The 26,433-nt window shown below is 73.0% G+C and carries 24 protein-coding genes; 5 read left to right on the top strand and 19 right to left on the bottom strand.

Going from position 1 to position 26,433, the window contains the following annotated elements:
* Positions 1-16 precede the first annotated feature (16 nt).
* On the bottom strand, positions 17-982 hold the full coding sequence (locus LO762_RS12460; protein ID WP_230614767.1) for an NADP-dependent oxidoreductase: 966 nt from the start codon (positions 980-982) through the stop codon (positions 17-19).
* A gap of 90 nt (positions 983-1,072) precedes the next feature.
* On the opposite strand from LO762_RS12460, the gene LO762_RS12455 reads away from it, so the two are divergent.
* A complete protein-coding gene (locus tag LO762_RS12455) occupies positions 1,073-1,660 on the top strand; it encodes a TetR/AcrR family transcriptional regulator (protein ID WP_230614766.1) in 588 nt (195 codons plus the stop codon).
* Positions 1,661-2,173: 513 nt separating this feature from the next.
* On the opposite strand, the gene LO762_RS12450 is transcribed toward LO762_RS12455, so the two are convergent.
* The 17 genes from LO762_RS12450 to LO762_RS12370 form a co-directional block, all read right to left on the bottom strand.
* Positions 2,174-2,701, bottom strand: coding sequence for an AAA family ATPase (locus tag LO762_RS12450; protein ID WP_230614765.1), 528 nt, complete (start codon positions 2,699-2,701; stop codon positions 2,174-2,176).
* 23 nt (positions 2,702-2,724) lie between these two features.
* Complete coding sequence (locus LO762_RS12445) at positions 2,725-3,354, bottom strand: MBL fold metallo-hydrolase (RefSeq protein WP_230614764.1); 630 nt, start codon at positions 3,352-3,354, stop codon at positions 2,725-2,727.
* Positions 3,351-4,436 (bottom strand): S-(hydroxymethyl)mycothiol dehydrogenase, encoded by a 1,086-nt coding sequence (locus LO762_RS12440; protein ID WP_230614763.1) that lies wholly within the window; start codon positions 4,434-4,436, stop codon positions 3,351-3,353. Before LO762_RS12440 ends, LO762_RS12445 begins: the two co-directional genes overlap by 4 nt.
* A 149-nt stretch (positions 4,437-4,585) precedes the next feature.
* Positions 4,586-5,761, bottom strand: coding sequence for an FAD-binding oxidoreductase (locus LO762_RS12435; RefSeq protein ID WP_230614762.1), 1,176 nt, complete (start codon positions 5,759-5,761; stop codon positions 4,586-4,588).
* Positions 5,758-7,074, bottom strand: coding sequence for an FMN-binding glutamate synthase family protein (locus tag LO762_RS12430; protein ID WP_230614761.1), 1,317 nt, complete (start codon positions 7,072-7,074; stop codon positions 5,758-5,760). Before LO762_RS12430 ends, LO762_RS12435 begins: the two co-directional genes overlap by 4 nt.
* Before the next feature lie 19 nt (positions 7,075-7,093).
* Positions 7,094-7,762 (bottom strand): hypothetical protein, encoded by a 669-nt coding sequence (locus LO762_RS12425; protein ID WP_230614760.1) that lies wholly within the window; start codon positions 7,760-7,762, stop codon positions 7,094-7,096.
* On the bottom strand, positions 7,750-8,430 hold the full coding sequence (locus tag LO762_RS12420) for a hypothetical protein (protein WP_230614759.1): 681 nt from the start codon (positions 8,428-8,430) through the stop codon (positions 7,750-7,752). Before LO762_RS12420 ends, LO762_RS12425 begins: the two co-directional genes overlap by 13 nt.
* A 36-nt stretch (positions 8,431-8,466) precedes the next feature.
* Positions 8,467-9,789: a type III glutamate--ammonia ligase gene (gene glnT, locus LO762_RS12415; RefSeq protein WP_230614758.1), complete on the bottom strand. Its 1,323-nt coding sequence runs from the start codon at positions 9,787-9,789 to the stop codon at positions 8,467-8,469.
* A gap of 191 nt (positions 9,790-9,980) precedes the next feature.
* Positions 9,981-11,279: an ammonium transporter gene (locus LO762_RS12410; protein WP_230614757.1), complete on the bottom strand. Its 1,299-nt coding sequence runs from the start codon at positions 11,277-11,279 to the stop codon at positions 9,981-9,983.
* A gap of 186 nt (positions 11,280-11,465) precedes the next feature.
* On the bottom strand, positions 11,466-12,254 hold the full coding sequence (locus tag LO762_RS12405) for an enoyl-CoA hydratase-related protein (RefSeq protein ID WP_230614756.1): 789 nt from the start codon (positions 12,252-12,254) through the stop codon (positions 11,466-11,468).
* On the bottom strand, positions 12,251-14,311 hold the full coding sequence (locus tag LO762_RS12400) for an acyl-CoA dehydrogenase family protein (protein ID WP_230614755.1): 2,061 nt from the start codon (positions 14,309-14,311) through the stop codon (positions 12,251-12,253). Before LO762_RS12400 ends, LO762_RS12405 begins: the two co-directional genes overlap by 4 nt.
* Positions 14,308-16,248: an acetoacetate--CoA ligase gene (locus LO762_RS12395; RefSeq protein WP_230614754.1), complete on the bottom strand. Its 1,941-nt coding sequence runs from the start codon at positions 16,246-16,248 to the stop codon at positions 14,308-14,310. The genes LO762_RS12400 and LO762_RS12395 overlap by 4 nt, the downstream gene beginning before the upstream one ends.
* A 47-nt stretch (positions 16,249-16,295) precedes the next feature.
* Positions 16,296-17,066: an enoyl-CoA hydratase/isomerase family protein gene (locus LO762_RS12390; RefSeq protein WP_230614753.1), complete on the bottom strand. Its 771-nt coding sequence runs from the start codon at positions 17,064-17,066 to the stop codon at positions 16,296-16,298.
* Positions 17,063-18,208 carry an acyl-CoA dehydrogenase family protein gene (locus LO762_RS12385; protein ID WP_230614752.1) on the bottom strand — a complete coding sequence of 382 codons (1,146 nt, stop codon included), beginning with the start codon at positions 18,206-18,208 and terminating at the stop codon, positions 17,063-17,065. The genes LO762_RS12390 and LO762_RS12385 overlap by 4 nt, the downstream gene beginning before the upstream one ends.
* Entirely contained in the window at positions 18,205-19,095 is an 891-nt protein-coding gene (locus tag LO762_RS12380; protein ID WP_230614751.1) for a hydroxymethylglutaryl-CoA lyase, read from the bottom strand. Before LO762_RS12380 ends, LO762_RS12385 begins: the two co-directional genes overlap by 4 nt.
* The gene (locus LO762_RS12375) at positions 19,092-21,020 is read right to left on the bottom strand and encodes a biotin carboxylase N-terminal domain-containing protein (protein WP_230614750.1); all 1,929 of its coding nucleotides are present in this window, start codon (positions 21,018-21,020) and stop codon (positions 19,092-19,094) included. Before LO762_RS12375 ends, LO762_RS12380 begins: the two co-directional genes overlap by 4 nt.
* Positions 21,021-21,025: 5 nt before the next feature.
* Positions 21,026-22,579 carry a carboxyl transferase domain-containing protein gene (locus LO762_RS12370; protein WP_230614749.1) on the bottom strand — a complete coding sequence of 518 codons (1,554 nt, stop codon included), beginning with the start codon at positions 22,577-22,579 and terminating at the stop codon, positions 21,026-21,028.
* A 106-nt stretch (positions 22,580-22,685) separates the two neighbouring features.
* Here LO762_RS12370 and LO762_RS12365 point away from each other — a divergent pair, with 106 nt between their 5' ends.
* From LO762_RS12365 to LO762_RS12350, 4 genes are read left to right on the top strand one after another with little or no spacing between them, the layout of a single operon-like run.
* The gene (locus LO762_RS12365) at positions 22,686-23,252 is read left to right on the top strand and encodes a TetR/AcrR family transcriptional regulator (RefSeq protein WP_230614748.1); all 567 of its coding nucleotides are present in this window, start codon (positions 22,686-22,688) and stop codon (positions 23,250-23,252) included.
* Positions 23,253-23,283: 31 nt separating this feature from the next.
* Positions 23,284-25,068, top strand: a complete 1,785-nt coding sequence (gene glsA, locus LO762_RS12360) for a glutaminase A (RefSeq protein ID WP_230614747.1) — start codon at positions 23,284-23,286, stop codon at positions 25,066-25,068.
* 11 nt (positions 25,069-25,079) lie between these two features.
* Complete coding sequence (locus tag LO762_RS12355; RefSeq protein ID WP_230614746.1) at positions 25,080-25,457, top strand: signal peptidase I; 378 nt, start codon at positions 25,080-25,082, stop codon at positions 25,455-25,457.
* A complete protein-coding gene (locus LO762_RS12350; RefSeq protein WP_230614745.1) occupies positions 25,454-25,822 on the top strand; it encodes a YchJ family protein in 369 nt (122 codons plus the stop codon). The genes LO762_RS12355 and LO762_RS12350 overlap by 4 nt, the downstream gene beginning before the upstream one ends.
* Here the strand turns inward: LO762_RS12350 and LO762_RS12345 are convergent.
* Positions 25,804-26,427, bottom strand: a complete 624-nt coding sequence (locus tag LO762_RS12345; RefSeq protein ID WP_230614744.1) for a hypothetical protein — start codon at positions 26,425-26,427, stop codon at positions 25,804-25,806. The two genes, LO762_RS12350 and LO762_RS12345, sit on opposite strands and share 19 nt — an antisense overlap.
* Positions 26,428-26,433: the final 6 nt, after the last annotated feature.

Raw genomic sequence — 26,433 nt, 5'->3', positions numbered from 1 at the left:
GACCGTTGAAGGCGCCTCAGGGGACTTCCAGGACGAGTTTGCCTTGGAGGTGGCCGGCTTCTCCTCGGGTGTGGGCGGCGGCGGCGCGGGCGAGCGGGAAGACCTGCTCGACGGCGGGACGGAGCCGGGCGTCGTCGAGGAGCTGGGCCAGGGCGGCGAGGCGGCGGCCGTCGGAGCGGACCTGGCCGCCGCGCAGCGCGATGTCGCGGCCGTCGTCGGCCTCGTAGGCGCCGTAGAAGACGGGCGTGATGACGCCGCCGTCGCGGACGACGGGGCGGAAGCGGTGGCCGTCGGGGCCGCCGACGGTGTCCACGACGAGGTCGACGCCGCGCACGGACGCCAGGGGGTCGCCCGTCGTGTAGTCGTGGACCTCGGTGACGCCCAGGCCGCGCAGGAAGGCGGTGTGCCGTCCTGACGCCACGGCGATCACCCGCGCGCCGTGCGCGAGCGCGAGTTGCACGACGAAGTGCCCGACGCCGCCCGCCGCCCCGTTCACCAGGACCGTCCAACCCTTCTCCAGGCCCGCTATCTCGAACAGGTACTGGTGTGCGGTGAGGCCCGCCATCGGGACGGCGGCCGCCGCGACGTGGCTGAGGCGCTCCGGCTTGCGGGCGAGGTCGCCGACGGGGGCCGTCACGTACTCGGCGTACGCGGCGGCGCCGCCGGGCGTTCCGGGGAAGCGCAGGAGGCCGAACACCTCGTCGCCCTCGGTGAGGCCCGTGGCGCCGGGGCCGAGCGCGACGACGACGCCCGAGACGTCGGTTCCCGGTGTGAACGGCAGCGGGACGGCGGGCCGCAGCTCCGCGGGGATGAGCGGCATGCCGCCGCGCAGGTACCAGTCGGGCGGGTTGACGCCCGCCGCGCGCACCCGCACGAGCACCTCGCCCGGACCCGGCACGGGCCGGGGCACCTCCTCCAGGACGAGCTGTTCCGGCCCGCCCCGGGTGTGCACCCGGATCGCCTTCATCGTCTTCTCCGCCATCGTTTCCTCCTGTGCCGCTAGAATCGGAACACTGCTCCGCATACTAAGCGGAGCGGTGCTCCGTTTGTCAATGCCCAGCGAGGAACACGCATGTCCGGTGATCCGCAGCCGCGCGAGCCGCGCGCCGACGCCCGCCGCAACCGCGAGCGGCTCCTGTCCGCCGCGCGCGAGGTCGTCGCCGAGCAGGGCGCGCAGGCGTCGCTGCGTGACGTGGCCCGCCGTGCCGGGGTCGGCCTCGGCACCCTGTACCGCCACTTCCCGAACCGCGACGCGCTGCTGGAGGCCCTCCTCGGTGCGGGCTTCGACCGTCTGACGGCCCGCGCCCGCGTCCTCCTGGACGCCCCCGACCCGGGCGCCGCCCTGCGCGCCTGGCTCACCGAACTCGCCGACGGCGTCGCCCTGCACCGCGGCCTGTCCGCCTCCCTCGTCGCCGTCCTCGCCGACGAGACCTCCCCCCTCTACGCCTCCTGCTCCGCCCTGCGCGAAGCCGGCTCCGCCCTCCTCACCCGCGCCCAGGCGCACAACGCCGCCCGCCCCGACCTCGACGGCACCGACCTCTTCACCCTCATCGGCGCCCTCGCCTGGATCGCCGACCAACCCACCCCCATCGCCACCCGCCGCCCCCACCTCACCACCCTCATCCTCGACACCCTCACCCCACCCACCCCCACCCCCTAAGCCCCTCAACCGCCTGCCCCACCAACACCTCCAAGCCTCCCCAACCGCCACCCACCGCCACGGAACCACCCGTCTGCGCCGAGACCGCCCGCGCCGACACCGCCCGCGCCGACCTCCCGGAGCCGCCAACCCGGCCCGGGGGGTGGCCGCTCCCGACGAAGTCGGGGTCGCGAAGCGGCCGTCCTCCGGGCCCATCGAACACTGTCCGGGGGGCGGCCGCTCCCGACGAAGTCGGGGTCGCGAAGCGGCCGTCCTCCGGGCCCATCGAACACTGTCCAGGGGTGGTCGTTCCCGACGAGGTTGGGGCAGCGGAGCGGTCGTCCTCTGGGCTCGTCGAACGCGGTGTGGGGGTGGTCGTTCTCGGCGGAGTCGGGGTTGCGGAGCGGTTGTCCTCTGGGCTCGTCGAACGCGGGCTGTAGTCGCTGGTGCCCGGCAGCGCCGACGCTGGACATCCCGGCAGCGCCGCTGGGCTGCGCTGGGGTCGTCCGGCTTTGCTCGCGTCTCTGGGTGGGGTTAGGGGTGGGTGGTGGTGAGGATGAGGTGGGCCAGGTGGGTGGGGGAGTGGGGGGTGGTGGGGAGGAGGGTGGCGGAAGTGCGGAGCCAGGGGAGGGCTTGTTGGTAGTGGGGGAGGTGGGCTAGGCGCCAGGGGCGGGCTTTGTGGGAGCCGGGGGTCTGGTCGGTGGTGATGCGGTGGGTGAGGGTGGGTTGGTCGGCGTGGAGGAGGAAGTGGTGGACGGGGATGTCGGCGGCGGTGAGGGCGGTGTGGAGTTCTTTCCAGTAGTGCTCGACCAGGACGGTCTGGGGGACGATGAGGGGGCCGCCCAGGTGGGTGTGGAGGGTGATGGCGGTCTGGGCTACCAGGGTGCGCCAGGGGCGCCAGTGTTGGAAGTCGGTGACGGGCTCGGCGGGGGTCATGACGTGGCGGAGCATGGAGCCGACCTGTTCCGGGTCGAACAGGGCGGAGCCCGGGAGGAGGGCGGTGAGTTCGAGCGCGGTGGTGGTCTTGCCTACGCCGAAGGGGCCGTTCAGCCAGATGATCATTGGGGGGACCTCCGAAACTCGGGTTAGTGGCCACGGTTAATCCAATCCTGGAGGTGGGGGGATTCGGTGGAGATGGTGGTGTCGGGGCCGTGGCCGGGGTGGACCGTGGTCTTGGGTGGGAGGGGGAGGAGGCGGGTGCGGATGCTGGTGATGATGGTGGGGAAGTCGGAGTAGGAGCGGCCGGTGGCGCCGGGGCCGCCCTGGAAGAGGGTGTCGCCGGTGAAGACGGCCTCCAGGTCGGGGGAGTAGAGGGAGACGGCGCCGGGCGCGTGGCCCGGAGTGTGCAGCACGGTGAGGGTGACGCCGCCCGCCGAGAGGGACTGGCCGTCGGCGAGCGGGCCGTCGGGGGCGCGGCCGGGGTGGGTGAGATCCCACAGGGGGCGGTCGGCGGGGTGCGACAGGATCGGGGCGCCGGTGGCGTCGGCGAGGGCGGGCGCGGCGTTGACGTGGTCGTCGTGCGCGTGGGTGCAGACGATCGCCTTCAGACGGCGGCCCGCGAGCGCCCGCTCGATGGCGGTGGCGTCGTGGGCGGCGTCGATGACGACCGCCTCGGTGTCGTCGCCGACGATCCACACGTTGTTCTCCACCTCCCAGGTGCCGCCGTCCAGGGAGAAGGTGCCGGAGGTGACGAGGCGGGTGACGGGCGCGCTCACAGGACCACCACCGAGCGGAGCACCTCGCCGTTGTGCATCTTGGTGAAGGCCGCCTCGACGTCTTCGAGGGCGATGGTCTCGGTCACGAACTCCTCCAGCGGGAGACGGCCCTGCAGGTGCAGGTCGATGAGCATGGGGAAGTCACGGGAGGGCAGGCAGTCGCCGTACCACGACGACTTGAGCGCGCCGCCCCGCCCGAACACGTCGAGCAGCGGCAGTTCGATCCGCGTCTCGGGGGTCGGCACCCCGACGAGCACGACGGTTCCGGCGAGGTCGCGCGCGTAGAACGCCTGCTCGTAGGTGTCCGGCCGCCCCACCGCCTCGATGACGACGTCGGCGCCGTACCCCTCGGTGAGGTCGCGGATCGCGGTGACGGGATCCGTCTCCCGGGAGTCCACCGCGTGGGTGGCGCCGAGTTCCAGTGCCTTGTCGAGCTTGCGCGGGTCGATGTCCACCGCGATGATCCGCCGGGCCCCGGCCAGCCGCGCGCCGACGATCGCCGCGTCGCCGACGCCGCCGCACCCGATGACCGCCACGGAGTCGCCGCGGGTGACGCCGCCGGTGTTGACGGCGGCCCCGATCCCGGCCATCACGCCGCATCCGAGCAGCCCCGCGACCTCTGGCCGCACCCCTGGATCGACCTTGGTGCACTGCCCGGCCGCCACGAGCGTCTTGTCGGCGAAGGCGCCGATGCCCAGCGCGGGCGTCAGCTCGGTGCCGTCCTCCAGGGTCATCTTCCGCCGCGCGTTGTGGGTGTCGAAGCAGTACCAGGGGCGGCCGCGCAGGCAGGCCCGGCACTCCCCGCACACGGCACGCCAGTTGAGGACGACGAAGTCGCCGGGCGCGACCTCGGTGACGCCCGCGCCGACGGACTCGACGATCCCGGCTGCCTCGTGCCCGAGCAGGTACGGGAAGTCCTCACCGATGCCGCCCTGTTTGTAGTGCAGGTCGGTGTGGCAGACCCCGCACGCCCGCACCCGCACGACCGCCTCGCCGGGCCCTGGATCGGGGACGACGATCGTCTCGATCCGCACGGGCTCGTCCCGGCCGGGGGCGATGACTCCGCGTACGCGCTGTGCCATGACCTGACTCCTTCCACAAGGGGGTGGTGCGCCGCCGTCCGGCGCCGCGTGCGAAACGAATTCCGCGCCGCGGCCGCCCGGTCGGACGACTCGCACCGATCATGCCACCGATCTCTGACAATCGGCGATCCCGCCTGTGGAAAACTCAGTCAGCGCATTTCCCCCGCCCCCTCATACGGGTGCAAACTAGTCAACGGACATTCCTCAACAAAGCGCGACAATCTAAAGTCGGAAGCCGGGACAAACGGGTCGAGACTGTCCCCCGCGACGACAAGATCCGCGACGAGTTCCCCGACCGCCGGGGCGATCTTGAACCCGTGCCCGGAGAACCCGGCGGCGACGACGAGCCCCTCGACGCCGGTCGTCCCGATGATCGGGTTGAAATCGGGCGTCACGTCATAACACCCGGCATACCCCCCGGTGAATCCCGCGTGGATGAGTCCGGGAAAACGGTGTTCGAGCCGCGCGGCGGTCCGCTCCATGAACGACTCCTCCGCCCGGTTCCGATAGGAGTCGGGATCCGCCCATTCCGGAGCGGAAAGGTCACTGTTCCCGAACAGTAGTTTCCCGCCCGTCTCCGCCCGTACATATTGCAGCGCCACCAGATCCGAAAGAACCGGAACGTCCCCCAGATCCTCACCCGGGTCGATGAGCATGATCTGTTCGCGCATCGCCCGGATCGGCAGTTCGACGCCGAGCGGCGCGGCCAGCGCCGGAGACCACGGCCCGGCCGCCAGCACGACGGTCCCGGCCGGGACGAACGAGCCGTCCGCGACCCGCACGCCCGTCACCCGTCCGGCGGGCGCCTCGATCGCGACGACCGGCGTGCCCTGCCGGATGACGGCGCCGTCCCGCCGCGCGGCCGCCGTGAACGCCTGCGCGGTGGAGTACGCGTCGCCGTAGCCGCCGCGCGGCTCGTACCCGAACGCGGCGAAGTCGTCGGTGCGGGCGGTGGGCCACAGCTCCTTGACGTCGTCGTGGCCGATCTCGTGGGCCTCGATGCCGAGGCCACGGTGCATGGCGAGGTTCGCGCGCAGGGCGGCCGCGTTGCGCTCGCCGACCCCGACGACGTAGCCGGTCCGCCGGAACCCGACGTCGCCGAGTTCCTCGGGGGCGTTCTCGAACACGGTGAGGCTCTTCCACGCCATGGCGGCGAGCGAGGGCACCCCGTAGTGGCAGCGGACGATCCCGCTGGACTTGCCCGTGCCGCCGGAGCCGACCGTGGCGCGTTCCAGGACCGTCACCGTGACGCCTCGGGCGGCGAGGGAGCGGGCGGCGGACACGCCTTCGAGTCCGCCGCCCACGATCACGACGTCCCGGCTCACCCGGTCACCCCCGGGATCCAGGACGTTCCGGCGAGCGGCACCCTCGCCATGGCCGCCGCCTCGACGGTGAGCGCCACGAGGTCCTCGGGTTCGAGCCGGTGCACGTCGGACTTGCCGCAGGCCCGCGCGAGCATCGTCGTCTCCATGGCGAGCGACCGCAGGTAGTTGGCGACCCGCTCGGCGCCGGTGTCGGGGTCGAGGCGCCGTTCCAGGACGGGGTCCTGGGTGGCGATCCCGACGGGGCACGCGCCGGTGTGGCAGTGGGCGCAGTCTCCTGGCAGCACCTTCAGCTTCCGGTAGTCCCCGGTGACGTCCACCCGCTCCCCGGACTCGGCGGTGTAGGCGGAGTCGTTGCAGCCGAGCGCGACGAGGGCGCCGACCCCGATGGAGACGGCGTCCGCGCCCAACGCGAGCGCCTTGGCGACGTCGGCCCCGCTGCGGACCCCTCCGGAGACGATGAGCTGCACGTCCGCGCCGACCTCGGCGATCGCGTCGGAGGCGAGCCGGACGGCGGCGAGGGTGGGGATGCCGGTGTGCTCGATGAACGCGCTCTGGGTGGCCGCGGTGCCGCCCTGCATGCCGTCCACCACGACGACGTCCGCGCCCGCCGCTATCGCGAGTTTGACGTCGTGCTCCACGCGGGTCGCCCCCACCTTGACGTACACGGGGATGCGCCAATCGGTCGCCTCGCGCAGTTCGAGGATCTTGATGGTGAGGTCGTCGGGGCCCGTCCAGTCCGGGTGACGGCTGGCGGACCGCTGGTCGATGCCCTCAGGGAGGGTCCGCATGGCGGCGACGCGCGGCCCGACCTTCTGCCCGAGCAGCATCCCTCCGCCGCCCGGCTTGGCGCCCTGTCCGAGGACGATCTCCACGGCGTCGGCCTTGCGCAGGTCGTCGGGGTTGAATCCGTACCGTGAAGGCAGGCACTGGTAGACGAGTGTCTTGGACGACGACCTCTCTTCCGGGGTCATGCCGCCGTCCCCGGTCGTGGTGGAGGTGCCGACCTCGGAGGCGGCCCGGCCGAGCGCGTCCTTGGCGGCGGCCGACAACGCCCCGAAGGACATGCCCGCGATGGTGATGGGGATGTCCAGCACGACGGGCTGGGAGGCGTTGCGCGCGCCCAGCACCGTCGTGGTGGAGCACCGTTCCCGGTAGCCCTCCAACGGGTAGCGGGACGCGCTGGCGGTGAGCAGTAGCAGGTCGTCGAAGGACGGCACGGCCCGGCGCGCGCCGAGGCCGCGGATCGCGTATCTGCCGAGGGCGGCGCGCTCCTGGATCTCGGCGATGACCGAGGGCGGGAAGGTGTGGTTCATCGTGGCTCCTGCGGACGCGTCAGTAGGCGGCGTGGTGCTGGGTGGAGAAGTGGTAGAGCGTCCGGGCGGAGGCCACGCGTGTGACGTTCTCGGGGTCGACGTGGTCGAAGCCGCAGGTCTTGGCGAGGTCCCGTACCTTGCGCACGTCGTCCTCGGTGAGGTCCTCGACCCGCGCGTCGGTGCCGAGGCCCGCGATCCTGCCTGAGACGTAGATGACGGCCTCGTAGAGCGAGTCGCCCAGGCCGTCTCCCGCGTCGCCGCCGATGAGGACGGTCCCGGCCTGGGCCATGAACCCGCAGTAGGCGCCGACGTCCCCGCCGACGGCGAGCGTGCCGCCCTTCAGGGAGATGCCTGCGCGCAGTGAGGCGTCCCCGTCCACGATGACGAGCCCTCCGTGCGCGGTAGCCGCTGCCGATTGGCTGGCGTCGCCCTTCACGTGGATGCGCCCGGACATCAGGTTCTCCCCGACGCCCCATCCGACGGGCCCGTTGACGGTGAGGTCGGCCCGCTTGCCGAGCCCGCCCGTGTAGTACCCGGCGGGCCCGTCCAGGGTGATCCGCACGTCGGCGTCCAGGCCGACGGCGAGGTTGTGCCTGCCGCGCGGGTCGGCGACGAGCGCCGAGGCGCCGTCGGGCAGGGCGCGCAGCGCGCGGTTGATCGCCCGGACCTCTCCGGTCAGCGCTTCCACAGGCACACCTCCTCGGGGCCGGGCTCGAAGACCCGTGCGGCGGCGAATCCGGGCAGCCCGACCAGGGCCCGGTACTCGGAGACCATCGCGACCCACGCGGGCGTCTCGGCGAGAATGGCGGGCTTGCAGGCCACCGCGTCGCGGACGACGGCGAACTCGTCGTCGGTGGTGACGAGCAGCGTGTAGAACCCGTCGAAGACGTCGCAGACGAGCCGGAGCGCCTTGTCGAGGTCGTCGCCGCGGTCGAGCCGGTGCGCGACGAACCGGGCGGCGACCTCGGAGTCGTTGTCGGTGTCGAAGACGACGCCTTCGGCTTCCAGGGCGCGCCTGACGGTCGCGTGGTTGGCGAACGAGCCGTTGTGCACGAGGCAGAGGCCGGGCCGCGGCGAGAACGGGTGGCTGCCTTCGACGGTGATGGCGGACTCGGTGGCCATACGGGTGTGCCCGACGGCCTGGTGGCCGCGCATCCCGGCGAGGCCGAACTCCTCGGCGAGCGCGACGGGGTCGCCGACGCCCTTGCGCACGGCGAGGCCGCCGGGGCCGTAGACGCCGACGCCCGCCGAGTCGGGGCCGCGTTCGCGGACCTGGGCGAGCATCCCGCTCAGCAGCGCGCCGAGCTGCGGCTCAAGGGCGGGGTCCTTCAGGTGCAGGCCGACGATGCCGCACATGGTTCCTCCTCGAAGGCTGGGGTCGGAAGGCGGGCGTCAGAAGGCGGTGAGGTAGGTGTCGGTCTCCCAGGTGCTCACCTGGCTGTGCCAGGCGAGGAACTCCGCGCGCTTGACGCCCCCGTAGTAGGCGGCGACGCCGGGGCCCGCCGAGTCCAGGGCGCCGCTGACGACGGGGTCGGCTTCGAGGGCCTCCACGGCGTGCAGGAGGGTCGGCGGGAGGTCGGTGCCGCCCGTGCCCGGGTCGCCGGGGTCGGCTTCGGCGTCGATCCCGGCGAGGCCCGCGGTGAGCAGGGCTGCCATCGCCAGGTACGGGTTGGCCGAGCCGTCGCACAGGCGCACCTCGACCCTGTCGCCGTCGGGGACGCGCACGAGGTGGGTGCGGTCGTTGCCTCCGTAGGTCGCCTTGCGCGGCGCCCAGGTGGCCCCGGACGCCGTGGTGGCGGCGGTGGTCCGCTTGAACGAGTTGACGGTCGGCGTCACGACGGCCGAGAGGGCCGCCGCGTGGGTGAGCAGCCCCGAGACGAACCGGTAGGCCGTCGTGGAGAGGCCGAGACCGCGCGGGTCGCCGGAGGACGGGAACAGCGGAGTGTCCCCCTCCCACAGCGACATGTGCATGTGCAGGCCCGACCCCGTGCGGTCGGTGAAGGGCTTGGGCATGAAGGTGGCGGTCATCCCGCGCCGCTCGGCGAGGGTCTGCACGAGGTACCGGAAGGTGACGAGCCTGTCGGCGGTGGTGAGCGCCTCGGCGTACTCGAAGTTCTGCTCGAACTGCCCGTTGCCGTCCTCGTGGTCGTTGGCGTAGTTGGCCCAGCCGAGCGCGTTGAGGAGGGTGGACACCTCGGTGAGGTGGTCGTACATGCGGGTGAGGTCGCGCGCGTCGTAGCAGGGCTGCGCGGAGGTGTCCTTCTCGTCGGCGACGGCCAGGGCCCCGGAGGCGTCACGGCGGACGAGGAAGTACTCGGCCTCGGCCCCGACCTTCGCGGTGATGCCGCGCGCGGCGAGGCGGGCCAGCACGGACTTGAGGATGACGCGCGGCGCGTACTTCCAGGGCTCGCCTTCGACGTGCGGATCGCACTGGACCATCGCGAGTCCGGGCTTGATCTCGTGCAGCGGGGTGAAGGAGGCGGCGTCCGGGAGCGTGATGAGGTCGGGGTCGGAGGGTTGCTGCCCGATGGAGCCGGCCGCGTAGCCGGCGAAGCCGACGCCGTCGCGCTCCAGCATGCCGACGGCCGACGCGGGGACGAGTTTGGCGCACGGTTTGCCCGCCATGTCGACGAACGTGGCGAGCACGAAGCGGATGCCCTCGGCCTCGACCAGGTCCGTGAGCGTGGCCGCGCGGGGGGTGGCCAGCATGCTCATCGTTCACCTCTCGGGTGTTCACTGTCATGAACCTTAGTTGCCTTGCAGTGAACCACCGGGACTTTGCCTGGCAAGGGCTCCGGCGTAACAGTGCCGTTAAACGCGCGCGGGCGCGCGAACGCGCCGAACCCCCGCCCGGGGCGCTCCGGACGGGGGTTCGGCTGTGCGGGGAAAGCCGGGCGCGACCGACGTCAGGCGTCGACCTTCTCCTTGGCGGAGTCTTCCGTGACCTCGGGGGCCTCCGGCATCACCAGATGGTCATAAGCCAGTTCCTTGTGGACGGCGAAGTCGATACCCGACGCCTCCACATGGCCCTCGACACGCAGTCCGATCACCTTGTCCAGGACGAACGCGATCGCGAACGTCACGGTGAACGAGTAGGCGAGCACCGCAAGCGCGGCGACCGTCTGCGTGCCGAGGAGGCCGAAGCCGCCGCCGTAGAGGAGGCCGTCCGCGCCGTTGGGCGCGTCCGCGCTGGCCAGCAGGCCGATGAGGACGGTGCCGACGAGCCCGCCGACCATGTGCACGCCCACGACGTCGAGGGCGTCGTCGTAGCCGAGCCGGTACTTGAGGCTGACCGCCAGCGGGCACACGACGCCCGCGACCGCGCCGAGCGCCAGCGCGCCGACCGGCGTCACCGCGCCGCAGGACGGCGTGATGGCGACGAGGCCGGTGATGGCGCCGCTCGCCGCGCCGAGCGTGGTGGCGTGGCCGTCGCGGAGCTTCTCCACGAGCATCCAGGCCAGCATCGCCGCGCAGGTGGCGTTGAACGTGTTGAGCAGCACGACGGCCGCCGTGTTGCCCGCGGCGAGAGCGGAGCCGCCGTTGAAGCCCATCCAGCCGAACCACAGGATGCCCGCGCCGAGCATCATGAGAGGCAGGTTGCCGGGCTTGGGCACCGACGGGAAGCCGGAGCGGCGGCCCAGCACCAGCACCACGGCCAGCGCCGCGACGCCCGCGTTCATGTGCACCGCGGTGCCGCCCGCGAAGTCGATGGCGCCGAGGTCGTTGGCGATCCAGCCGCCGGTGACGGTGTCGGAGTCGAAGGCGAACACCCAGTGGGCGACCGGGAAGTAGACGAGCAGCGCCCACAGCGCCGCGAACGCCAGCCAGGCGCCGAACTTGATGCGGTCGGCGAGCGCGCCCGAGATGAGGGCGACGGTGATGGACGCGAAGAGCGCCTGGAAGACGGCGAAGAGCGCCGGTGGCACCGTCGCGTCCGGATCCTCCGCGAGGAGGTCACCGAGCCCGATGTGCTCGGTGACGTTCCCGAGCAGTCCGATGCCGCCGTAGGAGTCCCCGAAGGCCATGGAGTAACCCACGACCGTCCACAGGACGCCGACGACGGCGACGGCGCCGAACGTCATCATGATCATGTTGAGGATGCTGCGGGTGCCCGCCATGCCGCCATAGAAGAGCGCGAGTCCGGGCACCATGAGGAGCACCGCTGCCGCGCTCGTCAGGATCCACGCTGTACTGCCAGTGTCCACACCGTCTCCTGTAAGTGTGCCGAGTTGCATGGCAGTTAACGGCCGGTGTGTTGCGCGGCCCGGTGCGGGCGGTGAACTCTGTGTATCCCCGACGCCTCCGCGCCCCCGGCTCTGTGCCGACGGCGTTTCCGGAAGCTCCCCAGGACGCGCGAGAGCCCCGCACCGGGCGGTGCGGGGCCCGGAAGGTCAGCGCTTGGCCGCGCGCGCCGCGATCACGTCCTGAGCCGCCGGACGCGTCCCGGCCGACGCCTGCGCCCACGCCTCGAAGCCGACGGTCGCGGCCAGCCCGTCGTCGGTGAGCGCGACGGCGGCCTTGATGTCCTCGGCGAGGCCCGGAGGCAGCGCCGCGATCCGGTGCGCGAGGGCGAGCGCCTCGGGGAGCGGGTCCTCGTGCAGCGAGAGCGCGAGCCCGTGCCGGACCGCGTCCTCACCCGCGTAGGTGCCGCCCTCCAGGAGCATCGCCAGAGCGCGCTGCTTGCCGAGCGCCTGCACGAGGAAATAGGTGGCGCCTCCGCCTGGGTGCAGGCCGATCCTGCTGAAGGTGGCGCTGAACTTCGCGGTGCGGGAGGCGAGCCTGAGGTCGCAGCACATCGCGAGGTTCAGGCCCGCGCCGATGGCGTGGCCGCGCACCGCGGCGATCGTCGGGATCTCCAGGTCGCGCAGCGCGAGGAAGCCCGCGTACACGCTCTTCAGCCGGGCCCGCAGGTCGCCGACGTCGAGGCCGCCGCCGAACAGCTCGCCCAGGTCCGCGCCCGAGCAGAACGACGGGCCCGCGCCGGTGACGACGAGCGCCCGCGCCTCCCCGTCGGCCTTCAGCGCCGCGGCCGCCGCGAGGAGCTCGTCGCGCATGGCCAGGCTGAGCGCGTTGTGCCGGGCCGGGTCGTCCAGGGTGAGCACCCGTACTCCGTCGCCGTGCTTCTCCAGCCGCAGGGTCGTGCCGTCCAAGGCGGTCTCCTCCAAGTCGTCGTAGGTCATGCGCCGGTCAGGTCCCACAAAGCCGCGGGGTCGCCCGCGACCGCGGAACCCAGCAGCTCCGTCCAGTGGTGCGGGGGCGCGCCGTCGTCGCGGGCGGCCCACAGCGGCAGCGTCAGGTGGTGCAGCCGGTGTTCGCGGGTGACGCCGATCGCGCCGTGCGCCTGGTGGGCGACGGTAGCCACCTCCTCGGCGGCCCGCGCCAGCACCACCCGCAGCGCGGCGGTGCCGTACCCGTCGCGGGCGCGGGCGAGCGCGCTCTCGGCCAGCGCCACCTGGGCGGCGGCCCGCGCCAGCCCCTGCGAGACCGCCTGGAAGTCGCGCAGCGGGCGGCCGAACTGCGTCCGGTCGGCGGTGTGCGCGAGGGCCAGGCGCAGCGCCCCGCGCATCGCCCCGACGGTCCGCGCCGAGCGCAGCAGCGCGGCGCGCTCCAGCACCGCGCCTGACGGCAGTGGCGACGGGACGCGGTGCGCGGCGTCGACCAGGCAGTCGGTGAACCGCAGCGTGTTCACCGGCTCGCCCGCGAGGTCGTGGCCCGGCTCGGTCTTCCAGCCCATGACGTCGCCGTCCAGGAGCAGGAGCTCGTCCCTGTGCACGAGGACCACGAGGCCCGCCGCGACGGCCCAGGGCACCCCGCGTACGGACCCGTCCAGGACGAGGTCTCCGTCTTCCTCGCCCACCGTCAGCTCGTCACCGGGTAGGGGCGCGACCGTGCAGACGGACGGGAGGTCGCGGCCCGGAAGGAGCTGGTGGGCGAGCGCGGTTTCGGCGAGCGGTACCGAGATCCCGTGCTCGCCGAGCACCTCCAGCACGGCCAGGAGGTCGTCGTCCTCGGCGTGCTGCCATCCGAGGGAGTCCAGCCGGTCCCACAGGTCGGCGCGCGCGCCCGGCTCCTCCTGGGCCAGGACGTCGCGCGTCACGCTCCGCAGCAGCGACGGGGCGGGTCCGGTAGCCGCCCCTCGGGCCACGACGGTGCCGAGGATCTCGGTGGTCCCGCCGCGCAGGGTGAACCCCGGCGCCGCGCGCAGGGCCTCGGCGAGCAGCCGCGGCAGCCCCTCGCCCGCAGGGTCGGGCATCGCGCCCGTCGTGTCCCGCACCGCGGTGACGACGTCCTTCTCGAACGCCGTCCCGAGCAGCTTCAGCACGGCCGCCTCTCGGACGGGCGCCCGCCCGGCGTCCATCTCGGCGGCGACGTCCCGCGCGAGCCCCCGCAGCGCCCACAGCCGCGCCGTGAGCCTGCCGAGGACCCGCAGGGACGCCGTGTCGTGCGGGCCCGCCGCGAACGCCTCCAGGAGCGGATGGGTGCTGAGCACGCGTTCGGCGCCGCCCCGCTCGAACGAAAGCTGCTCGGTGACCTGCGTCCACCCCTCGCCGACCGCCCCCAGGACGCGCCGCGCGGGCACGAACACGTCGTCGAGGACGAGTTCGTTGAAGTGGTGCTCGCCCGCGAGGTCGAGGATCGGCCCGACGGCGACGCCGGGGGAGTCCAGGTCGATGAGGAACTCGGTGAGCCCCTCGTGCTTGCGCCCTGAGGCGTCGGTCCTGGCGAGGACGTAGGCGTGGGTGGAGCGGTGCGCGTGGCTCGTCCACACCTTCCGTCCGGTGAGCAGCCATCCGCCCTCCACGGGGAGGGCGCGCGTCCTGACGGCGGCGAGGTCGCTGCCCGCCTCCGTCTCGCTCATCCCGACGCAGAAGGTGACTTTCCCCGAGGTGATTCCAGGCAGGAACTCCCGCCGCAGCTCGGGCGTGCCGTAGCGGAGGATGGCGGGGCCGATCTGCCGGTCGGCCATCCAGTGCGCGGCGACCGGAGCGCCCGCCCGCAGCAGCTCCTCGGTGACGGCGAGCCGCGCGAGGTGGGACAGCCCGGCGCCGCCGTACTCGGCGGGCCAGGTCAGCCCGATCCAGCCGTGCGCGGCGAGCGCGCGGCTGAACGCCGGGTCGTGGCCGCGCATCCACGCGTCGCACCCCGGGGTGAACGCCCCGGCCGCGCGTTCGGCCTCGGTGAAGGCGCGGACCGCGCGCCGCAGCTCCGACAAACCCGAATCCGGTTCTAGAGTCATGCGGACGAGTTTGGCTCATCCGGGACGAAGTGGTCCAGTAGGGCCGGGTCGGCGAGCGAGTCCCGGTTGGCGGCCAGAGCCGGGTCAGCGCCCTGGAGGATCTTCCTTACGGGCACTTCGAGCTTCTTGCCCGACAGGGTGCGCGGGATCCCCGGCACCACGATGACCTCGTCGGGCACGTGCCGGGGCGACAGGTCGGCCCGCAGCGCCGCCTTCAACCGGCCGAGGAGCGCGTCGTCCAGGGCCGCGCCGGGCGCCAACTGGACGTACAGCAGCAGCCTGCCTTCCTCGCCCAGCCTCCCGGTGTCGATGACGAGGCTGTCGGCGATCTCCGGGAACGCCTCGACCACCCGGTAGAAGTCGCTCGTGCCCATCCGGACGCCGCCCCGGTTGAGCGTGGAGTCCGACCGCCCGTAGATGACGCAGCCGCCGTCCGGGAGGATCTTCACCCAGTCGCCGTGCCGCCAGACCCCGGGGAAGTCCTCGAAGTACGCCTCCCGGTAGCGCGCGCGCTCGGGGTCGTTCCAGAAGCCGACGGGCATGCACGGCATCGGCTCGGTGAGGACGAGTTCTCCTACCTCGTCGATGAGCGGCTCGCCCGACTCGTCGTAAGCCTCCACCGCCGCTCCGAGCGCCCGGCACTGGATCACCCCCGCGCGCACCGGCAGCAGCGGTACCGGGCCGACGAAGCCCGTGCACACGTCGGTGCCGCCGGACAGCGAACCGAGCAGCACGTCGCGCTTGACGTGCCCGTACACCCAGTCGAAGCCCTCGGGCGGCAGCGGCGAGCCGGTCGAGCCGATCAGCCGCAGCGCTGCCAGGTCGAGGTCCGCGCCGGGCGTCAGGCCCGCCTTGCGCGACGCCATGATGTAGGGCGCGCCCAGGCCCAGGTGGGTGGTGCCGGTCTCGGCCGCCATCCGCCACAGCGTGTCGCCCACGGGCGCGCCGTCGAACACGACGATCGTCGCGCCCGCCATGAGGCCGCTCACGAGGTAGTTCCACATCATCCACCCGGTGGTGGTGAACCACAGGAAGACGTCGCCGGGCCCGATGTCCTGGTGCAGGGCGAGGGACTTCAGGTGTTCCAGCACCATGCCGCCGTGCCCGTGCACGATCGGCTTCGGCAGGCCCGTGGTGCCCGAGGAGTACAGGATCCAGAGCGGCTGGTCGAACGGCACCCTGGCGAACTCCAGGGGGCCGGGCCGCGCCAGGTCCGCGTAGGGCACCGTCCCGTCCGGCACGCCGTCCCGCAGCACGGGGATGACGACCGTCGCCTCAAGGCTCGGCAACTCGGCCCGGATCTGCGCCACGACGTCGCGCCGGTCGAAGGACTTCGCGCCGTACCGGTACCCGTCCACCGCGAGCAGGACCTTGGGTTCGATCTGCCGGAACCTGTCCACCACGCTCGCCGCCCCGAAGTCCGGCGAGCACGACGACCACGCCGCGCCCAGCGACGCCGCCGCCAGCATGACGACGAGCGCCTCCGGCCGGTTCGGGACATACCCGACGACCCGGTCGCCGCGCCCCACCCCGAGCGCGGCGAGCCCCGCCCGCGCGCCCGCGACGGCCGCGGCGAGCTCCGACCACGTCAGCACGGCCCCCGGCGCCCCGTCCGTGCGGTAGACCACCGCGGGCTCGTCCGGACGGCTCACGGCGTGCCTCAGCGCGTTCTCGGCGTAGTTCAGCCGGGCCGAGGGGAACCACCGCAGCCCGTCCACCGGGGTCGGGCCGCCCTCGCGGACGGGCCCGTCGCCCCGGTCGCCGACGACGTCGAACCAGCGCCACACCGTGTCCCAGAACCCGTCGACGTCCGCGACCGACCAGCGCCACAGCCCGGCGTAGTCCGCGGGCAGGCCGAGATCGCGGCGGAACGCGGTGATCCGCGCCCGCTCGATCGTCCCGGCCGACGGCTCCCACAGGGCGGCACCCTCGTCCACGCGCTTCCTCCTCGGATGTTCCGGACCTGCTGGGCTCGCTGGACTTCCTAGACGCCCGGCCAGACCGGGGCGCGCCTCTCGTTGAACGCGGCGACGCCCTCGCGGCGGTCCGCAGACAGGGCCGCCGTCCGCCACGCGTTGTCCTCGACGTCGAGGGCGGCCGCCAGATCGAGCGGCGCGCCGTGGCGCAGCGCCCGCTTGGCGGCCCGGGTCGCGACGGGCGAGTTCGCCGCGATCGCCCGCGCCGTCTCCAGCGCCGCCTCGCGCGCGCCGCCCGAGGGGGCGGGCCGGTCCACGACACCGAGCGCGACGGCCTCCTCGAACCCGATCTTCCGGCCGGTGAGCACCAGGTCGGCGGCCCTGGCGGGCCCGACCCGGCGGGCCATGAGCTGGGTGCCCCCGCCGCCCGGCACCAGCCCGATCGACACCTCGGGCAGCCCGAACACCGCGCCCGGCTCGGCCGCGACGAGGTCGCAGGAGAGCGCGAGTTCGGTGCCGCCGCCGAGCGCGAACCCGTGCACGGCGGCCACGGAAGGCTGTGGCAGGCCCAGCACCGCGCCGAACGCGGCGCGGAACACCGGCCGCTGCGCGAGGAGGTCCGCGTCGCTCATCCCGTTGCGCTCCTTGAGGTCGGCGCCCACGCAGAACGCCTTCGCCCCGGCGGCCGACAGCACCACCGCGTGCGCGCGCGAGGCGGCCACCTCCCCGCACACCCGGATCAGCTCCTCGGCCATCTTGGTGGACAGCGCGTTGAGCGCCTCCGGCCGGTCGAGGGTGATCTCGGCGACGGCGCCGCCGTGCCAGGTCAGCGTGATCAAGCACCCACCCCCAGTTGCCTCGCGATGATCATCCGCTGCACCTCGGACGTGCCCTCGCCGATCTCCAGGATCTTGGCGTCCCGGTAGAAGCGGCCGACGGCGAACTCGTTCATGAAGCCGTAGCCGCCGAAGATCTGGGTGGCGTCGCGGGCGTTGTCCATCGCCGCGTTGGAGGCGGTCAGCTTCGCGATCGCCGCCTCCTTCTTGAAGGGCTCGCCGCGCAGCAGCTTCGCGGCGGCGGCGTAGTAGGCGGTCCGTGCGGTCCAGGCCCGCAGCTCCATGTCGGCGATCTTGAACTGGATGGCCTGGTAGGCGCCGATCGGCCTACCGAACGCCTCGCGCTCCTTCACGTACCGCAGGGACTCGTCGACGCAGCCCTGCGCGAGCCCGACCGACAGCGCCGCCAGCGCGATCCTGCCCTCGTCGAGGATGCGCAGGAACTGGGCGTAGCCCCTGCCCCGCTCGCCCAGCAGGTTCGCGGCGGGCACCCGGACGTCGTCGAACCACAGCTCGCGGGTGTCCGAGGCGCGCCACCCGACCTTCGAGTACTCGGGGCCGACCTTGAAGCCGGGCGTGCCGCTCGGCACGATGATGGTGGAGATCTCGTTCTCGCCGGTCAGCGCCGTCACCGTGACGAACTCGGTGATGTCGGTGCCGGAGTTGGTGATGAAGCACTTCGACCCGTTGACGACCCAGGAGTCCCCGTCCAGGACGGCCGTCGTGCGCATGCCGCCGGGGACGTCGGAGCCGCCGCCGGGCTCGGTCAGCCCGAACGCGGCAAGGCGCACCCCCGAAAGCAGGCCCGGCAGGTAGCGCCGCTTCTGCTCCTCGTTCCCGAACCGGTAGACGGGCATCGCGCCCAGCCCGACCCCCGCCTCCAGCGTGATCGCGACGGAGGAGTCCACCCGGCCCAGCTCCTCAAGGGCGAGGCAGAAAGCGAAGTAGTCGCCTCCCTGGCCGCCGTACTCCTCCGGGAAGGGCAGCCCGAACAGGCCGAGCTTGCCCATGCCCGCCACGAGGTCGTAGGGGAACTCGCCCTTCTCGTAGTAGTCGCCGATGACGGGCGAGACGGCCTCCCGCGCGAACGCGGTGACGGTGTCGCGCAGCGCCGTCTGCTCCTCGGTGAGGCTGAAGTCGATCATTTGCTGCTCCTTGCGGTGACGACGCGGGAGGGGGAGGGGCGGCCGAGCCTTTCGGCCATCCAGACGCTGGTTTCCACAAGCGCGTCCAGCGAGACGCCGTGCGCGACGCCGAGGCCGTCGAGCATCCACACGAGGTCCTCGGTGGCGAGGTTGCCGGTGGCGGACTCGGCGTAGGGGCAGCCGCCCAGGCCGCCCGCCGAGGAGTCCACGGTGGTGACGCCGACCTGGAGGGCCGCGAGGGTGTTGGCGAGCGCCTGCCCGTAGGTGTCGTGGAAGTGCACGGCGAGCGGGTCGGGCGCGCCGAAGGCGGCGACGAGGTCCTGGACGTGTCCGGGGGTGCCGACGCCGATGGTGTCGCCCAGGCTGAGCTGGTAGCAGCCCATGTCCAGCAGCCGCCGCCCCGCCTCGACCACCTGCGGGATCGGGACGGACCCCTCCCACGGGTCGCCGAAGCACATCGACAGGTAGCCCCGCACCCTGAGGCCCGCGTCCAGCGCGCGCGCGACGACCGGTTCGAACATCGTGTACTGCTCGGCCATCGAGCGGTTGAGGTTCTTGCGCGCGAACGTCTCGGTGGCGCTGCCGAACACCGCGATGTCCGTGACGCCCGCCTCCAGCGCCCGGTCAAGGCCGCGCTCGTTGGGCACCAGGACGGGGTAGCTGACCCCGTCGCGCCGGTCCATGACGGCGAGGAGTTCGCCCGCGTCCGCGAGCTGCGGCACCCACTTCGGGTGCACGAAGCTCGTCGTCTCGATGACGCGCAGGCCCGCGTCCGCGAGCCGGGCCAGGAACTCGGCCTTCACCGCGACGGGCACCGCCGTCTTCTCGTTCTGGAGGCCGTCGCGCGGGCCGACCTCGTAGATGGTGACGCTCTCGGGCAGGTTCACGACGTCTCCTCGGGGCTGATCTCGGCGAGCACCGCGTCCAGCGCGACCTGGCTTCCGGCCCGCACCGGCAGCGCCGTCACGGTCCCGGCGACGGCGGCCGTCACGGTGTGCTCCATCTTCATCGCCTCCACGACGACGATGGGCTGGCCCGCCGCCACGAGGTCGCCTTCGGCGACCTTCACGGCGAGGACAGTCCCCGGCATCGGGCTGCGCAGCACGCCGCCCGCCGCCGCTGCCGCCCCGGCCCGCAGCGTCCGCTCCCGCTCCCGGACGGCCCAGGCCCGGCCGCCCGCGCCGATCCACACCGTTCCGTCCGGTCCGAGGACCCTGCGGTGCGGGAAGCGCCGTCCGGCCAGGACGAGCGCGTCGCCGTCCAGGGCCGCCGCCACGGGCGCGCCGTCGCCGACCGCCACCTCGCCCGCCCGGGTCCGCGCCTCGACGTGCTCGGCGCCGTCCACGACCAGCGCGTGCGGGCTCCAGGCGGCCTCTCCGACCCGCCAGCCGTCCATCGTGTCCCAGGGGCCGTCCCCGGCGGGCGCGACCGCCTCCATCCGCGTCAGGGCCGCCGCGGCGAGCACCCAGTCGGGCACCCCGCCGCCGGTCAGCTCGGGCAGGATCCGTTCGACGAGCCCCGTGTCCAGCGCGCCCGCCCGCACCTCGGGCCTGGCCAGCAGGTCGCGCAGGAACCCGGTGTTCGTCGGGACGCCCAGCAGTGTGTACGAGGCGAGCGCGGTGTCCAGCGCGCGCAGCGCCGCCGCCCTGTCCGGCCCGTGCACGATCACCTTGGCGAGCATCGGGTCGTACCTGCTGCCGACCTCCCCGCCCCGGACGACGCCGGAGTCCACCCGCGCGGAAGGCGGCTCCTCCAGCAGCAGGACACGCCCGCCGGTCGGAAGGAAGCCCCGCGAGGGGTCCTCGGCGTAGATGCGCGCCTCGATGGAGTGCCCGTCCAGCACGACGTCGTCCTGGCCGAACGGAAGCCGCTCCCCGGAGGCGACCCGCAGTTGCAGCTCCACGAGGTCCAGCCCCGTCACCAGCTCCGTCACGGGGTGCTCCACCTGGAGCCGCGTGTTCATCTCCATGAAGTAGCGGCCCTCGCCCTCGCCCGCCACGATGAACTCGACGGTGCCCGCGCCGACGTAGCCGATCGCGCGGGCCGCCTCCACCGCGTGCGCGCCGAGCTCGGCGCGGCCGCTCTCGGTGAGGAAAGGCGAGGGCGCCTCCTCGATGATCTTCTGGTGCCGCCGCTGGAGGCTGCACTCGCGCTCGCCCAGGTGGACGACGTTCCCGTGCGCGTCAGCGAAGACCTGTACCTCGATGTGCCGGGGCGCGGTGACGAACCGCTCGATGAGGAGTGTGTCGTCGCCGAACGCGCCGCGCGCCTCCCGCCGGGCCGACGCGATCGCCCCGGCCAGCTCGTCGGCGGCGGTGACCAGGCGCATGCCCTTGCCGCCACCGCCCGCCGACGGCTTGAGCAGCGCCGGGAACCCGACCTCCAGGGCGGCGGCTTCCAATTGACCGTCATCGAGGCCGCGCCCACTGCGTCCCGGCACCACGGGCACCCCGGCGGCGGCCACCGCCTCCTTCGCGGCGATCTTGTCGCCCATGGCCTCGATCGCGCCCGGCGGCGGCCCGACGAACACCAGCCCGGCCGCCGCGCACTCCCGGGCGAACCCGGCGTTCTCCGACAGGAACCCGTAACCCGGGTGGACGGCCTCCGCCCCCGTCGCCAGGGCCGCCGCGACGACGGCGGCGCCGTCCAGGTAGGAGGGGATCTCCACCGCCGCGTCCGCGAGCGCGACGTGCGGGGCCCCGGCGTCGTCGGGCGCGTACACCGCGACGCCGCGCACCCCGAGGCGGCGCAGCGTCCGCAGGACCCGGACGGCGATCTCGCCCCGGTTGGCGATGAGCACTGTGCTGAACATGGGCCTCACATCCGGAAGACGCCGTAGCCGACGTCGTCGAGGGGGGCGTTGGCGGCCGCGGACAGGGCGAGGCCGAGGACGCGGCGGGTGTCCACCGGGTCGATGACGCCGTCGTCCCACAGCCTCGCCGTCGAGTGGTAGGGGCTGCCCTGGGTCTCGTACTGCGCGCGCACGGCCTCCGGGTCGGTGTCTCCGACGGTCGTCAGCACGGACGCCGCCTGCTCGCCGCCCATGACGGAGATCCGCGCGTTCGGCCACATCCACAGGAACCGGGGCGAATAGGCACGTCCGCACATCGCGTAGTTCCCGGCCCCGTACGAGCCGCCGATGATCACCGTGAACTTCGGCACCCGCGCGCACGAGACCGCGGTGACCATCTTCGCGCCGTGCTTGGCGATGCCGCCCGCCTCGTAGTCGCGCCCGACCATGAACCCCGAGATGTTCTGGAGGAACACCAGCGGGATCGAGCGCCTGTCGCACAGCTCGATGAAGTGCGCGCCCTTCATCGCCGACTCGGCGAAAAGGATGCCGTTGTTGGCGACGATCCCGACCGGGTGCCCGTGCAGGTGCGCGAACCCGGTGACGAGGGTCGTGCCGTACTCCTTCTTGAACTCGGTGAACGCGCTGCCGTCCACGATCCTGGCGATCACCGAGCGCACGTCGTAGGGGGTGCGCGGATCGGGCGGCACGATCCCGTACAGCTCGGCCGGATCGTAGAGCGGCTCGGCGGCCTTGACCGTCTCCCACGGGACGGCCCGCCGGGGCCCGAGCGTCGCGACGATCTCGCGGACGATCCGGAGCGCGTCCTCGTCGTCGTCGGCGAGGTGGTCGGTGACGCCGGAGACGCGCGCGTGCAGGTCGCCGCCGCCCAGCTCCTCGGCCGTGACGACCTCGCCCGTCGCCGCCTTCACCAGCGGCGGCCCGCCCAGGAAGATCGTGCCCTGGTCGCGCACGATGACGGTCTCGTCGCTCATCGCCGGGACGTAGGCGCCGCCCGCCGTGCAGGACCCCATGACGGCCGAGATCTGCGCCACGCCCAGCTTGGAGAGGTTCGCCTGGTTGTAGAAGATCCGCCCGAAGTGCTCGCGGTCGGGGAACACCTCGTCCTGCATCGGGAGGAAGGCGCCTCCGGAGTCGACGAGGGCGATCGACGGGAGCCGGTTGTGGAGGGCCACCTCCTGGGCGCGCAGGTGCTTCTTCACCGTCAGGGGGAAGTAGGTGCCTCCCTTGACCGTCGCGTCGTTGGCGATGACCACGCACTCGCGCCCCGACACCCTGCCTATCCCGGCGATCAGGCCCGCGCCGGGCGCCTCCCCGCCGTAGAGGCCGTGCGCGGCGAGCGGCGACAGTTCGAGGAAGGGGGAGCCGGGGTCGAGCAGCCGGTCCACCCTGTCGCGCGGGAGCAGCTTGCCGCGCCCCACGTGGCGCGCGCGGGAGCGCTCGGGGCCGCCGAGCGCGGCCCGCGCCAGATGCCCGCGCAGCTCCGCCACGAGCCGCCGGTTCGCGGCGGCGTTGCGGTCGCGCTGGTCGTCGGTGAGGTCGACCCGCCCCGGCAGCACGCCCAACGCTCCTCCAAGAATCGTGTCGAACCACTGTTAATGCTCGCTAACAAGGGGAATGTTATCGGTCATTAACACGCCCGTCCAGCGTCTAGACTCAGACCCCATGGACATCGGTACCCGGGAACGCCGCGCCCAGATCTTGACGGCCGCCACCGACCTGTTCGCCGGGCGCGGCTTCCACGGCGTGTCGATCCACGAGCTCGGCGCCGCCGTCGGCCTCACCGGGCCCGCCCTGTACCGGCACTTCAAGGGCAAGGAGGCGCTCTTGGCCGAGATCCTCCTCGACATCAGCACCCGCCTCTACGAGGGCGGCCGCGAGCGGGTCGCCGCCGCCGCCGACCCGCTCGACGCCCTGCTGACCTGGCAGATCTCCTTCGCGCTCGACCACCCCGCCCTCATCACCGTGCACGAACGCGAACTCCCGCACGTGCCCGAGGCGCCGCGCCGTGAGATCCGCCGCATCCAGCGCGCCTACGTCGAGGAGTGGGTCACCGTCGTCGGCGCCCGCGTGCCGCGCCCCGAGGCCGAGACCCGCGCCGCCGTCCACGCCGTCATCGGGCTCATCAACTCGACCCCGCACAGCGCGGGCGGGCTGGAACGCTCCGCGATGGCCGCGCTGCTGCACACGATGGCGCGCGCCGCGCTGCTCGCTACCCCGCGCCGGATCTGACCCACTGATCGACAGGACTACCCTTGCGGTTGTGAACGCACCTTTCGTCAGCCCCATCAAGGAGCTTCTCGACGACCTGCACGCCCGGCTCACCGACCGGCGCGACGGCGAGGTCGCCACCTACATCCCCGAACTCGGCAAGGCCGACCCCGAGTGGTTCGGCATCGCCGTCGCCACCCTCGACGGCACCCTGTACGAGGCGGGCGACACCCAGGTCCCGTTCACCATCCAGTCCGTCTCCAAGCCCTTCGTGTACGCGCTCGCCCTCCAGGACCGGGGGCTTGAGGACGTCCTGAAGAGCGTCGGGGTGGAGCCCACCGGCGACGCGTTCAACGCGGTCCGCCTGGAACCGTCCACCGGCCGCCCCTACAACCCGATGGTGAACTCCGGGGCCATCGTCGCCAGCACCCTCGTCGGCGGCGACACCCACGACGAGCGCAGGGACCGCGTCCTGCGCGGCCTGTCCGCCTTCGCGGGGCGCGACCTCGAAGTGGACGCCAAGGTGATGACGTCCGAGTCCGCCACAGGCGACCGCAACAGGGCACTGGCCTACCTCATGCACGGCGCGGGCATCCTCACCTGCCCCGTCGAGGAGGCGCTCGCCCTGTACTTCGAGCAGTGCGCCGCCCTCGTGACGACCCGGGACCTCGCCGTCATGACCGCGACCCTCGCGGGCGGCGGCGTCAACCCGCTCACCGGCGAGACGGTCGTGTCAGTAGAAGCCGCCGCCAACGCCCTCACCGTGATGGCGACGTGCGGCACCTACGACTACGCGGGCGAATGGCTGGTGCGGGCGGGGCTGCCCGCCAAGAGCGGCGTGTCCGGCGGCCTCATCGCCGCGCTGCCGTCCCAGCTCGGCCTCGGCGCGTTCAGCCCCCGTCTGGACGCGCGCGGCAACAGCGTCCGCGCCGTCGCCGCCTGCGAGGAGCTGTCCGCCCGGTTCGGCCTGCACGTGATGCGCCCCACCGAGCGCTCGGGCCCGGTCTTCCACCGGACGCTGCGCGGCGACACCGCGCACTCCTCCCGGGTCCGCGCGCACGACGAGCGCACCGCGCTGGCCCGGCTCGGCGGCGCCCTCCGGGTCTACGCGCTGCGCGGCGACCTCGCGTTCGGCAACGCCGAGGCCGTCGTCCGGACGATCAGCGAGGACACCGACTCGGTCCGCTGGGTCGTGCTCGACCTCAAGCGCGCGGGCCGGGTCGCGCCCGTCGCCGCGACCCTCCTGGAGGGCCTCGCGGCCAAGCTGAAGGAGCGCGGCATCACCACCGTCATCGTGGACCCGGAGAAGCGGGTGCGGGTGCCGTCCGCGATCATCGTGGACACCCGTGACGCCGGGATGGAGCTGTGCGAGGACGCGCTGCTGGCCGAGGCGGGCGCGGCCCGTCCGACGGTCCCGCTCGCCGAACAGGACCTGCTGCGCGGCCTCGACCCGTTCATGGTGACGGCCCTGGAGGCGTACCTGGAGACCCGCGAGTACGAGACGGGCGAACGCCTCATCCAGGACGTCGCGGCGCTGTGCTTCATCATCTCCGGCGGCCTCGCCCGGCAGGTGATCATCGGAGAGCGCGCGGTGCGTGAGACGTCGATGGGCCCCGGCACCGCCGTCGGCCGTCTCGCCCTCATCGACGACGCCGAGCACGCGCACCGGATCGTCGCGGAGTGCCCGACGACGTGCCGGGTGCTCACCACGCAGTCCCTCGCCCGGCTGGAACGGGATTCGCCCCGGCTGGCCGACGCGCTGCGCTGGTCCATCGCCAACGCCGTCGCCGAGCGGCTGCGCCGCACCGACGCCGAGAACCACGCACTCATCCACTAGAAGCAAGAGACATGGCCGACGACATCTATGTGGGCAACGCCAACGTCGACGCGCTCGCCGAGCAGGGCTGGCTGCTCGGCCACTTCATGCCCGACGGCGACGCCCGGCACAGCGCCGACGTGGAGATCAAGTGGGGGGTGCACCGGCCCGGCGACGAGCGCGCCGAGTGGGTGCGCGGCGAGCGCCGCACCGCCCTGCTCGTCCTCATCTCGGGCAGGTTCCGGGTCGAGGTGCCCGGCCGCAGCGTCCTGCTGAAGGAGCAGGGCGACTACGTGGTGTGGGGCCACGGCGTGGACCACTCGTGGGTCGCCGAGGAGGAGTCGGTGGTGCTGACCGTGCGCTGGCCGTCGGTCCCCGGCTACAAGGTCGGGGCCGGGGAGGCGTCATGAGGTGCCCGTGCGGCCTGGACGCCGACTACGACGCCTGCTGCGGCCGCTACCACCGGGGCGACGCCCAGGCCCCCACCGCCGAACGGCTGATGCGCTCCCGCTACAGCGCCTTCGCTGTCGGCGACGCCGCCTACCTGGCCCGCACCTGGCACCCCTCGACCCGCCCCGACGACGTCGGTGTGGACGGCGCGACCCGCTGGACGGGCCTGGAGATCCTGGGCAGAACAGCGGGGAGCGCGCTCGACACCGAAGGCACCGTCCACTTCCGCGCCCACTACACCGAACGCGGCAGAAACCGGCATCTGGAGGAGAACAGCCGGTTCGTGGTGCTCGACAACGCCTGGGTCTACGTCACGGCGCTCTGAACCGGCTCGGCGCCCCTGGCCCGCCGCCGGGCCAGCCAGAAGGCGGTCACCCCGTACAGCCCGAACAGGACGTGCGTCGACGTCGCCGCCTGCCGCTCGGACCGCCCGGTGAGCGTGGACGGCGTCAGCCAGCCGTTCGGGTCGGCGTAGGCGGTGACGGTGTCCCCGTCGGACGCCCAGGTGAGGTCCTCGTCGTCCACGAGGGTCCCGTCGGGAAGCTCGGTGCGCATCTCGGGCAGCCGCAGCGGCTCGCCGCCGCCGGGGTTCGGCAGCTCCCGCCACTCCCAGACGTGGATGGCGGGCACCGGCCTGCCGACCGCCGACAGGTACAGGTGCGGCGCGCTGACGAGCGCCGCGCTGACCGCGAGGAAGAGCGCGAAGACACAGGTGAGCATCAGCGGCAGGGAACGTCCGTCGTCGAGCCGCCCGAGAACGAAGTACAGCCCTACGACGCACATGACCCCCGCGTAGGGCACTGCCGCGTAGGGGGTGAACAGGCACATCACGACCGCCGAGCCGTAGGTCGCCGCCACCCCGATGAGCAGCGCTACCCCGACGTCGATAGCCGACCGCCTCCGGCCGACCGGCTCCCGCACCTCCGCCATGGCTTC

Source organism: Actinocorallia sp. API 0066, assembly GCF_020991275.1.
In the GTDB taxonomy this organism is placed as follows: domain Bacteria; phylum Actinomycetota; class Actinomycetes; order Streptosporangiales; family Streptosporangiaceae; genus Actinocorallia.
This window is presented reverse-complemented; position numbering and strand designations above follow the sequence as displayed.